General features: G+C 60.9%; 10 protein-coding genes. 7 read left to right on the top strand and 3 right to left on the bottom strand.

Features of this window, described 5'->3' with window-relative positions; translation table 11 throughout:
- Positions 1 to 11 precede the first annotated feature (11 nt).
- The gene (gene rpiA / locus JUI81_RS31410) at positions 12 to 683 is read right to left on the bottom strand and encodes a ribose-5-phosphate isomerase RpiA (protein WP_018928652.1); all 672 of its coding nucleotides are present in this window, start codon (positions 681 to 683) and stop codon (positions 12 to 14) included.
- A gap of 311 nt (positions 684 to 994) precedes the next feature.
- On the opposite strand from rpiA, the gene ilvA reads away from it, so the two are divergent.
- Both ilvA and JUI81_RS31400 read left to right on the top strand, forming a co-directional pair.
- Positions 995 to 2,509, top strand: a complete 1,515-nt coding sequence (gene ilvA / locus JUI81_RS31405) for a threonine ammonia-lyase, biosynthetic (protein ID WP_028939103.1) — start codon at positions 995 to 997, stop codon at positions 2,507 to 2,509.
- 39 nt (positions 2,510 to 2,548) lie between these two features.
- Positions 2,549 to 2,977 carry a DUF2269 domain-containing protein gene (locus tag JUI81_RS31400; RefSeq protein ID WP_019580573.1) on the top strand — a complete coding sequence of 143 codons (429 nt, stop codon included), beginning with the start codon at positions 2,549 to 2,551 and terminating at the stop codon, positions 2,975 to 2,977.
- A 117-nt stretch (positions 2,978 to 3,094) separates the two neighbouring features.
- Here the strand turns inward: JUI81_RS31400 and JUI81_RS31395 are convergent, their stop codons facing one another.
- The gene (locus JUI81_RS31395; protein WP_018928655.1) at positions 3,095 to 3,751 is read right to left on the bottom strand and encodes an HAD family phosphatase; all 657 of its coding nucleotides are present in this window, start codon (positions 3,749 to 3,751) and stop codon (positions 3,095 to 3,097) included.
- A 143-nt stretch (positions 3,752 to 3,894) separates the two neighbouring features.
- Here JUI81_RS31395 and JUI81_RS31390 point away from each other — a divergent pair, with 143 nt between their 5' ends.
- Positions 3,895 to 4,374: an RNA pyrophosphohydrolase gene (locus tag JUI81_RS31390; protein WP_007897732.1), complete on the top strand. Its 480-nt coding sequence runs from the start codon at positions 3,895 to 3,897 to the stop codon at positions 4,372 to 4,374.
- Between the two features lie 22 nt (positions 4,375 to 4,396).
- Positions 4,397 to 6,676: a phosphoenolpyruvate--protein phosphotransferase gene (gene ptsP / locus JUI81_RS31385; RefSeq protein ID WP_018928656.1), complete on the top strand. Its 2,280-nt coding sequence runs from the start codon at positions 4,397 to 4,399 to the stop codon at positions 6,674 to 6,676.
- 95 nt (positions 6,677 to 6,771) lie between these two features.
- Here ptsP and JUI81_RS31380 read toward each other — a convergent pair whose 3' ends face one another.
- Entirely contained in the window at positions 6,772 to 7,518 is a 747-nt protein-coding gene (locus tag JUI81_RS31380) for an NRDE family protein (protein ID WP_204125671.1), read from the bottom strand.
- A 134-nt stretch (positions 7,519 to 7,652) separates the two neighbouring features.
- Between JUI81_RS31380 and JUI81_RS31375 the strand changes: the two genes are divergently transcribed.
- The 3 genes from JUI81_RS31375 (at position 7,653) to JUI81_RS31365 (ending at position 10,367) form a co-directional block, all read left to right on the top strand.
- Positions 7,653 to 8,435, top strand: a complete 783-nt coding sequence (locus JUI81_RS31375; protein ID WP_019580576.1) for a sulfite exporter TauE/SafE family protein — start codon at positions 7,653 to 7,655, stop codon at positions 8,433 to 8,435.
- 83 nt (positions 8,436 to 8,518) lie between these two features.
- A complete protein-coding gene (lgt, locus tag JUI81_RS31370) occupies positions 8,519 to 9,331 on the top strand; it encodes a prolipoprotein diacylglyceryl transferase (protein WP_064621002.1) in 813 nt (270 codons plus the stop codon).
- A gap of 64 nt (positions 9,332 to 9,395) precedes the next feature.
- A complete protein-coding gene (locus JUI81_RS31365; RefSeq protein WP_204125670.1) occupies positions 9,396 to 10,367 on the top strand; it encodes a thymidylate synthase in 972 nt (323 codons plus the stop codon).
- The last annotated feature ends 213 nt before the right edge of the window (positions 10,368 to 10,580 follow it).

The raw sequence follows: 10,580 nt of genomic DNA, 5'->3' as shown, positions 1-10,580 counted from the left end.
TGGCTAAGGCATCAGGCCTTGAGGGTTTTCACGCCTTCGCTCGTGCCCAACAGCAGCAAGTCCGCCGGGCGGGCCGCGAACAAACCGTTGGTGACCACGCCGACGATGGCGTTGATCTGTGCTTCCAGCTCCACCGGGTTGGTGATCTGCATGTTGTGCACGTCAAGGATGATGTTGCCGTTATCGGTCAGCACGCCTTCACGGTAAACCGGGTCGCCGCCTAGCTTCACCAGTTCGCGGGCCACGTGGCTGCGAGCCATCGGGATCACTTCCACCGGCAATGGGAACGCACCGAGCACCGGCACCAGTTTGCTGGCGTCGGCGATGCAGATGAAGGTCTTGGCCACGGCCGCCACGATCTTCTCGCGGGTCAGGGCTGCACCGCCGCCTTTGATCAGGTGCAGGTGCTCGTCGCTTTCATCGGCGCCGTCGACGTAGAACTCCAGATCGCTGACGGTATTGAGCTCATACACCGGAATACCGTGGCCCTTGAGGCGCGCGGCGGTGGCTTCGGAACTGGCCACTGCGCCGTCAAACGCTCCTTTGTGCTTGGCCAGGGCGTCGATGAAGCAATTGGCGGTAGAGCCGGTGCCGACCCCGACGATGCTCTTGTCATCGAGTTTCGGGAGGATGAAGTCGACGGCGGCCTGAGCCACTGCCTGTTTGAGTTGATCCTGGGTCATGCGGGCTCCGAGGTGCCGAAGAGGGGGACGAAAGGCCGGCATTATAGGCCTCGCGATAGTGCAGGGGGAAACACTCCTGTGGCGAGGGGGCTTGCCCCCGTTGGAGTGCGCAGCGCTCCCCTGGCATTCTTTCAGACATACCGCATAAACAGATTTTACGACTGCTTCGCAGCCGAACGGGGGCAAGCCCCCTCGCCACAATGGATCCGCGATGTCTGCAAAGGCTAAAACCTCTTGATTCGTGTGGTCGCCCGCCCGAAAGCCGGGTTAGACTCCTTGGCCCTGCCCAACCCGTTCAGTGATGCTTTCCGATGCTCGAACAGTACGTCAAAAAGATCCTCACCTCGCGCGTTTATGACGTTGCCGTAGAAACCCCATTGCAGACTGCTCGCCAGCTCTCCGAGCGGCTGGGCAACGAGATTTGGCTCAAGCGTGAAGACTTGCAGCCGGTGTTCTCGTTCAAGATTCGCGGCGCTTACAACAAGCTGACGCAACTGAGCGATGAAGAGCGCGCCCGTGGTGTGGTCACCGCTTCGGCGGGCAACCATGCGCAAGGCCTGGCCCTGGCAGCCAAAGTGCTGGGCGTGAAGGCGACCATCGTGATGCCCAAGACCACCCCGGAGATCAAGGTCGAAGGCGTGCGTTCGCGCGGCGGCAAAGTGGTACTGCACGGCGATTCGTTCCCGGAAGCCCTGGCCTACTCGCTGAAACTGGTCGACGAAAAAGGCTACGTCTACATTCACCCCTACGACGATCCCCACACCATTGCCGGGCAGGGCACGGTGGCCATGGAGATTCTGCGCCAGCACCCGGGGCGTCTGGATGCGATCTTCGTTCCGGTGGGCGGTGGCGGATTGATCGCCGGGATTGCGGCGTACGTGAAATACCTGCGTCCGGACATCAAGATCATCGGCGTCGAACCGGATGACTCCAACTGCCTGCAAGCCGCCATGGCGGCCGGCGAGCGCGTGGTGTTGCCGACCGTGGGTCTGTTTGCCGATGGCGTCGCGGTGGCGCAGATCGGTCAGCACACCTTCGATATCTGCAAAGACTACGTTGATGAAGTGATCACCGTCAGCACCGATGAAATCTGTGCGGCGATCAAGGATATCTACGACGATACCCGCTCGATCACTGAACCTGCCGGCGCTTTGGGCGTGGCCGGGATCAAGAAATACGTCGAGCAACGTGGCGTCACCGGCCAGACCTTCGTGGCCATCGATTCCGGCGCCAACGTCAACTTCGACCGCTTGCGACACGTCGCCGAGCGTGCCGAGCTGGGCGAGGGCCGCGAAGCTATCATCGCCGTGACCATCCCCGAGAAACCGGGCAGCTTCAAGGCGTTCTGCGAAGCCATCGGCAAGCGCCAGATCACCGAATTCAACTACCGCTACAACACCGGCAGCGAAGCGCACATCTTTGTCGGCGTGCAGACCCATCCGGAAAACGACCCACGCAGTGCGCTGCTCGCCAGCCTGACCGAGCAGGGTTTCCCGGTACTCGACCTGACCGACAACGAACTGGCCAAATTGCACATTCGCCATATGGTTGGCGGGCGTGCCGCCCAGGTGGTCGATGAGGTGGTGCTGCGCTTCGAGTTCCCGGAGCGTCCGGGTGCGTTGTTCAACTTCCTCAACAAGCTCGGTGGGCGCTGGAACATTTCGATGTTCCACTACCGCAACCACGGCGCGGCGGATGGCCGTGTGGTCGCGGGCCTGCAAGTGCCCCACGACGAGCGTCATCTGGTACCGGCGGCGCTGGAAGAAATCGGCTACCCGTACTGGGACGAAAGCGACAACCCGGCCTATCAGCTGTTTCTCGGCTGAGCGGCTACGCTGATGGGCAGCCTATAAGGAAATCGAACAATGGAAACGTTAACCGCCCTCAAAGTCGCGCATGGCGTGGCGACGGTGCTGCTGTTGATCAGCGCACTGGGGCTGGCAATCTGGGTCTGGCGCACTCGTCGTAACGGTGATGCGACGGCGCCTGCGCGTACCTTGCAGCGACCGCAGGTGTTCATCTGGTTGTTGATGGGCCTGGCGCTGTTGAGCATGCCGTTCACCGGCTGGTGGATGGTGCATCTGGTGGGCTGGCCGTTGGGGCAGACCTGGCTGCTGGCGTCCAGCGTGTTGTACACCGTGGCAGTGCTGGGCTGGTTCTGGCTGGTGGTGCGGCTCAATCGGCTGCGCAAGGCACCGGCGGCAGGGAATGGGAAGTTTACGTTGGCGTTGGCGCTGTTCAGTTTTGTCTGCTTGATCGCCATTGCGGGGTTGATGGGGGCCAAGCCGGTATAGCGCGGAATCTGTAGCTGCTGCGAGGTACGAGGCTGCGATGGGCTGCGAAGCGGCCCCGAAGGGCGGTCCTGCGGACCGCAACGCAGCCTCGTACCTCGGCAGCTGCTACAGGCTTAATCAATCGCGCAAACTGATCACCGGCCAGCCACGTTTCTCGGCCTCGGCCCGCAAGTTAGGGTCCGGATCGACCGCGATCGGATTCGTCACTTGCTCCAGCAACGCCAAGTCGTTCATCGAGTCGCTGTAGAAATAACTGTCTTCCAGGCTGTGGCCGGTTTCTTCCAGCCAACGATTCAACCGGGTCACCTTGCCTTCACGGAAGCACGGGATATCGGTGCTGCGCCCGCTGTACCGTCCGTCGATCATTTCGCATTCGGTGGCGATCAGGGTCTCGACGCCCAAACGCGTGGCAATCGGCCCGGTCACAAAGCGATTGGTGGCGGTGATGATGACCAGCTTGTCGCCGGCCTCACGGTGTTGGGCCAACAGTTCGAGGCCTTTGGGCAGCACGAGCGGTTCGATGCAGTCGCGCATGTAATCCAGGTGCCATTGATCCAGTGTCGCCATTTCGGTGCGGCCGAGGACTTCCAGGCAGAAGTTCAGGTAGGCGGCCTGATCCAGCTTGCCGGCCAGGTAGTCCTGATAGAACTCGTCGTTGCGTGCCTTGTAGGCGACGGCGTCGAGGAAACCGCGTTCGCACAGATAATCGCCCCAGGCGTGGTCACTGTCGCCGCCCAGAAGCGTGTTGTCCAAGTCGAATAAAGCCAGCCGCATTGCAGTTACTCGCTGAAAAGTCTGTAGAAAGGTCTCCAGAATACGGACTTTTCACAAGAGTGCACATAAGGTAGGTCGGCTCGTTGCTGCTTTCACAACCTTTGTGGAACAATGCGGCGACATGCGTTTGCGAGGTTGTTGCCGTGATCGACCCCGATGGTTTCCGCCCCAATGTCGGGATCATTCTGACGAATGATGCTGGCCAGGTGCTATGGGCTCGCCGAATCAATCAAGATGCCTGGCAGTTTCCACAGGGCGGGATCAACCCCCAGGAGACGCCGGAAGACGCCTTGTACCGGGAGTTGAACGAAGAAGTGGGCCTGGAGCGCGAAGATGTTGAAATTCTCGCCTGCACCCGGGGCTGGTTGCGTTATCGTTTGCCGCAACGTCTGGTCAGAACGCACAGCCAACCGCTGTGCATCGGCCAGAAGCAGAAATGGTTTCTCCTGCGCCTGATCTCCAACGAGCAGCGGGTGCGGATGGATTTGACCGGTAAACCGGAATTCGATGGCTGGCGCTGGGTCAGCTATTGGTATCCGTTGGGCCAGGTGGTGACATTCAAGCGCGAGGTGTATCGACGCGCTCTCAAAGAGCTTGCCCCGCGCCTTTTAGCGCGCGACTGACGACGGAGTTCGACCCCGAGCCATGCTCAATACGCTGCGCAAGATCGTCCAGGAAGTTAACTCCGCCAAGGATCTCAAGGCGGCGTTGGGGATTATTGTGTTGCGCGTCAAAGAGGCCATGGGCAGCCAGGTCTGCTCGGTCTACCTGCTTGATCCAGAGACCAACCGCTTCGTGCTGATGGCCACCGAGGGCTTGAACAAGCGCTCGATCGGCAAAGTCAGCATGGCACCCAACGAAGGTCTGGTCGGCCTGGTCGGCACGCGTGAAGAACCCCTGAACCTCGAAAACGCCGCGGATCACCCGCGCTACCGTTACTTCGCCGAGACCGGTGAAGAGCGCTACGCGTCGTTCCTCGGGGCGCCGATCATTCACCACCGCCGCGTCGTCGGCGTGTTGGTCATTCAACAAAAGGAACGCCGCCAGTTCGATGAGGGTGAAGAAGCCTTCCTCGTGACCATGAGCGCGCAGCTCGCCGGCGTTATCGCCCACGCTGAGGCCACCGGTTCGATCCGTGGCCTGGGCCGTCAGGGCAAAGGTATCCAGGAAGCAAAGTTCGTTGGCGTACCGGGTTCGCCGGGCGCGGCGGTCGGCACCGCGGTCGTCATGTTGCCGCCGGCCGATCTGGACGTGGTGCCGGACAAGACCATTACCGACATCGATGCAGAACTTGGGCTGTTCAAGACGGCCATCGAAGGTGTGCGTGCCGACATGCGTGCCTTGTCCGCCAAGCTGGCAACCCAGCTGCGACCTGAAGAGCGGGCGCTGTTCGACGTCTACTTGATGATGCTCGACGATGCCTCGCTCGGCAGCGAAGTCACCACCGTGATCAAGACCGGTCAGTGGGCCCAGGGCGCGTTGCGTCAGGTGGTTACCGATCACGTCAACCGTTTCGAACTGATGGACGACGCCTACCTGCGTGAGCGGGCCTCGGACGTCAAAGACCTCGGCCGCCGCTTGCTCGCCTACTTGCAGGAAGAGCGGCAGCAGACGCTGGTCTACCCCGACAACACCATTCTGGTCAGCGAAGAACTGACGCCGGCAATGCTTGGCGAGGTGCCGGAAGGCAAGCTGGTGGGCCTGGTGTCGGTACTTGGTTCGGGCAACTCCCACGTGGCGATCCTGGCGCGTGCCATGGGTATTCCGACGGTGATGGGCCTGGTCGACCTGCCGTACTCCAAGGTCGACGGCATCCAGATGATCGTCGACGGCTACCACGGCGAGGTCTACACCAACCCGAGCGACGTGCTGCGCAAGCAGTTCGCCGACGTGGTCGAGGAAGAGAAACAACTGGCCCTCGGGCTGGACGCATTGCGCGATTTGCCGTGCGTCACGGTCGACGGTCACCGCATGCCGTTGTGGGTCAATACCGGCCTGCTGGCGGACGTGGCACGGGCGCAGAAGCGCGGTGCCGAGGGTGTGGGGCTGTACCGCACCGAAGTACCGTTCATGATCAACCAGCGCTTCCCGAGCGAAAAGGAACAACTGGCGATCTATCGCGAGCAACTCGCTGCGTTCCATCCACAACCAGTGACCATGCGCAGCCTGGACATTGGCGGTGACAAGGCGCTGTCGTACTTCCCGATCAAGGAAGACAACCCGTTCCTCGGCTGGCGCGGCATTCGCGTGACCCTCGACCACCCGGAAATCTTCCTGGTGCAGACCCGCGCCATGCTTAAGGCCAGCGAAGGCCTGAACAACCTGCGTATTCTGCTGCCGATGATTTCCGGCACCCATGAACTGGAAGAAGCCTTGCACCTGATCCACCGGGCCTGGGGCGAAGTCCGCGACGAAGGCACCGACGTGCCGATGCCGCCGGTTGGCGTGATGATCGAGATTCCGGCGGCGGTGTATCAGACCAAGGAACTGGCGCGGCAGGTGGACTTCCTGTCGGTTGGCTCCAACGACCTGACCCAGTACCTGCTGGCCGTGGACCGAAACAACCCACGGGTGGCCGACCTCTACGACTACCTGCACCCGGCGGTGCTGCAAGCCTTGCAGAGTGTGGTGCGTGATGCCCATGCCGAAGGCAAGCCGGTGAGTATCTGCGGCGAAATGGCCGGTGACCCGGCGGCGGCGGTGCTGTTGATGGCAATGGGCTTCGACAGCTTGTCGATGAACGCCACCAACTTGCCGAAAGTGAAGTGGATGCTGCGTCAGATCAACCTGAGCAAGGCCAAGGAACTGCTGGCGGAGCTGATGACCATCGACAACCCGCAAGTTATCCACAGTTCGCTGCAACTGGCGCTGAAGAATCTTGGGTTGGCGCGGATGATCAATCCGGCTTCGGTCAAGACCCTCTAAAACGCTGAGGGCCTCTTCGCGGGCAAGCCTCGCTCCTACACCGTCCTGTAGGAGCGAGGCTTGCCCGCGAAGACGTCCGCAAACACACCGCATCTCTAAATCCTGATCTCTACCTCCCCCAAATGCCCCCCATACGGCCCGAAACTCCGCTCGACCATATGCCGCATCCCATTCGCCTGAACAATCAACGCCGTGCTCGCCCGCGTCCCATAAGCCTGGCTCTTGATAAACACGCTCGACAACAACGTCTCGGTGGCTTGCCCCACGCCAGTGTCCGGCAGCTCGGCAAGCGGCGCCGTCTGTGGATCGCAGAGCAAGGCCAATAGCGCCTGCGGCTGCGGGTCGTCCAGCACTTCGCTCAAGGCTGCCTTGGCCTTGAGCACTTTTGGCCACGGCGTATCCAGCCCCGCGTTCGATAACCCATAAATCCCTGGTTCGAGCCTGACCGCCGCGGTTTCCCGAGCGTTGAAGTGCCAGAGCTCGTTGGCATTGCCGGCCAGCAGATTGAACCCGGCATATTCAGCCGAACGTGCGATAACGTCGCTTAAATAGTCTTCAATGGGCGTTTCCCCGCTGAGAAACTGCGCCACCAGTTCGCCTCGCGACTTGGCGGCCGGCGGTTGAAGGGGATTACGGATGTTGGTCAGTGCGGCGAAGCGCCCATTGGCGCCGACACCGAGCCACGTACCGCCGGCCTCGAGGTCACGCCCGGCGTAGACATGCGGGGCATGCGGCCATTGCGCCAAAGGCAGACTGGGCCGGGCATAGAATTCGTCGCGGTTTGCCGCCACGATCAGCGGCTGGGCATGACCCGGCCGCCAGGCAAAGACAATCAGGCACATAAGGTGGTCCTTGTGTGTTTTTTGCTCACTCTACGCAGACATCGCTCATCGATCCATCGCCATCCGCAGTGGAGCCCGAGGCCATGCATCCGTTACCATGCCGCTCCTGTTTTGGGATGCTTGGGGATGTGGCCATGGAATTTTTGCTCTATCTGGCGCTGGGCGCCTGTGCGGGCGTGCTGGCCGGGCTGTTCGGGGTAGGCGGCGGGATCATTATCGTTCCGGTGCTGGTGTTCAGCTTCACCTTGCAGGGATTTGATGCGTCGATCCTGACGCATCTTGCAGTCGGCACTTCCCTGGCGACGATCATTTTTACGTCGGTCAATGCGGTTCGCGAGCATCATCGCCGCGGCGCCGTGCGTTGGCCGATTTTTGCCTGGATGACCCTCGGCATTCTGATCGGTGCCGGTTTCGGCGCGCTGACCGCCGAAGCGATTTCCGGGCCGAATCTGCAGAAGATCATCGGCGTATTCGCGTTGATCATCGCTGTTCAACTCGCCTTGGACTTCAAACCCAAGGCCAGCCGAACGGTGCCTGGTAAAGTCGGCCTGACCGTGGCCGGCAGTGTAATTGGCTGGGCCTCGGCGATTTTCGGGATCGGCGGCGGTTCGCTGACCGTGCCATTCCTGACCTGGCGCAGTGTGCCGATGCAGCAAGCGGTGGCCACGTCGTCGGCCTGTGGCCTGCCCATCGCCTTGGCAAGTGCATTAAGTTTCATGATTCTGGGCTGGCACGATCCACTGCTGCCGGCCCATAGTCTCGGTTTTGTTTATTTGCCGGCGCTGCTGGGGATCGCCCTGACCAGCATGGTCTTCGCCCGCCTCGGTGCGCGACTGGCCCACAGGCTGTCGCCACGCTTGCTGAAAAGACTGTTTGCCGCTTTGCTGTTTTGCGTCGGCTTGAACTTCCTGCTCTGACACGTAACGCAATCCTGGCTTAATCCTGGCGTGACAGCGTCGCCCGGGAATTTTGAAGGTTTCAACTCTAACGAGGAGTCGCAATGCTGCCTTACCCGCAGATCGACCCGGTGGCCCTGGCCATCGGTCCGCTGAAAATCCACTGGTACGGCCTGATGTACCTGGTCGGCATCGGCGGCGCGTGGCTGCTGGCGTCCCGTCGGCTGAACCGCTTCGACCCGACCTGGACCAAGGAGAAACTCTCCGACATGGTGTTCTGGATGTCGATGGGCGTCATCGTCGGCGGCCGCCTGGGTTATGTGCTGTTTTATGATCTGAGCGCTTACCTGGCCAACCCGATGTTGATCTTCGAGGTGTGGAAGGGCGGCATGTCGTTCCACGGTGGCTTCATCGGTGTGATGCTCGCAGCGTTGTGGTTTGGTAAAAAGAACAACAAGTCGTTCTTCCAGCTGATGGACTTCGTCGCGCCGATGGTGCCGATCGGCCTGGGTGCCGGGCGCATCGGTAACTTCATCAACGCCGAGTTGTGGGGCAAGCCGACCGACGTGCCGTGGGCGATGATCTTCCCGCCGTTCAGCGATCCGGCGCAGTTGCCGCGTCACCCGTCGCAGTTGTACCAGTTTGCGCTGGAAGGTGTGGCGCTGTTCCTGATCCTCTGGCTGTTCTCGCGCAAGCCACGGCCGACCATGGCGGTATCCGGGATGTTTGCGCTGTTCTATGGCATTTTCCGTTTCATCGTCGAGTTCGTCCGCGTTCCGGATGCGCAACTGGGCTATCTGGCGTGGAACTGGCTGACCATGGGCCAGGTGCTGTGCGTACCGATGATCGTCGGCGGTCTATTCCTGATCTGGCTGGCTTATCGACGCGCCCCGGCGGCCCCCGCAGCGGCTGTATAAGCAGCTGGCGCAAAAAATTCGAACCCCGGGGCGACGGCTCCGGGTTCAAGGACACAGGTAATTCATGAAGCAATATCTCGATCTGGTCGCCCACGTCATCAAGAACGGCACCAAACAGGCCAACCGCACCGGCGTGAACACCATCAGCTTTCCGGGTGCGATGCTGCGCTTCGATTTGCAGGAAGGTTTCCCGGCGATCACCACCCGCAAGATGGCCTTCAAGTCGGCCATCGGCGAGATGTGCGGTTTTCTGCGCGGGGTGAACAACGCCGCTGAATTCCGTGCACTGGGTTGTAAGGTCTGGGATCAGAACGCCAACGAAAACGCCCAGTGGCTGGCCAACCCGTTCCGTCAGGGCGAAGACGACCTTGGCGAGATCTACGGCGTGCAATGGCGCAAATGGCCGGCGTACAAGCAGATACCGGTCAGCAACCAGGCCGCCATCGAGCAGACCCTGAGCCAGGGTTATCGGCAGATCGCCGAAGGCGAAGAAGACGGCCAGGCGTATGTGGTGCTGTATAAGGCGATCGACCAGATTCGCCAGTGCGTCGACACCATCATCAAGGACCCGGGCAGCCGTCGCATTCTGTTCCACGGCTGGAACGTTGCGCAGCTCGATGAGATGGCCCTGCCGCCGTGCCACTTGCTGTACCAGTTCCACCCGAATGTCGAGACTAAAGAGATCTCCTTGACCCTCTACATCCGTTCCAACGACCTGGGCCTGGGCACGCCGTTCAACCTCACCGAAGGCGCCGCGCTGCTGAGCCTGATCGGTCGCCTGACCGGTTACACGCCGCGCTGGTTCACCTATTTCATCGGCGATGCCCACGTCTATGAAAACCACCTGGACATGCTCAACGAACAGCTCAAGCGCGAGCCGTTCGCCATGCCGAAGCTGAAGATCTCCGACCGTGTGCCGGAGTTTGCCAAGACCGGTGTGTATCAGCCGGAATGGCTGGAGCTGATCGAACCGAGTGATTTCTCGCTCGAAGGTTATGAGCACCACGCTCCGATGACGGCGCCGATGGCGGTCTGAGTCTGGCACCGCTTCGCGGTGTTCGCGGGCAAGCCTCGCTCCTACAAGTTCACACGATACCTGTAGATACTCTGTTCACGGTCAAGCTTTTAGCAGATGTTTTTCGCTGAAAAGCTTGGCCGTATCGAAATCCTCTCCAGCGCGTATGCAGGCCCACAAGCCTGTCAGGTATTTGCGCATAACCGCACAGATGGCCTGCATTTTTCGTTTTCC

It is taken from the genome of Pseudomonas sp. 008 (assembly GCF_016861935.1).
In the GTDB taxonomy this organism is placed as follows: domain Bacteria; phylum Pseudomonadota; class Gammaproteobacteria; order Pseudomonadales; family Pseudomonadaceae; genus Aquipseudomonas.
Note: the sequence above shows the minus strand (reverse complement) of the source record. Positions and strands in the feature narration are given on the sequence as shown.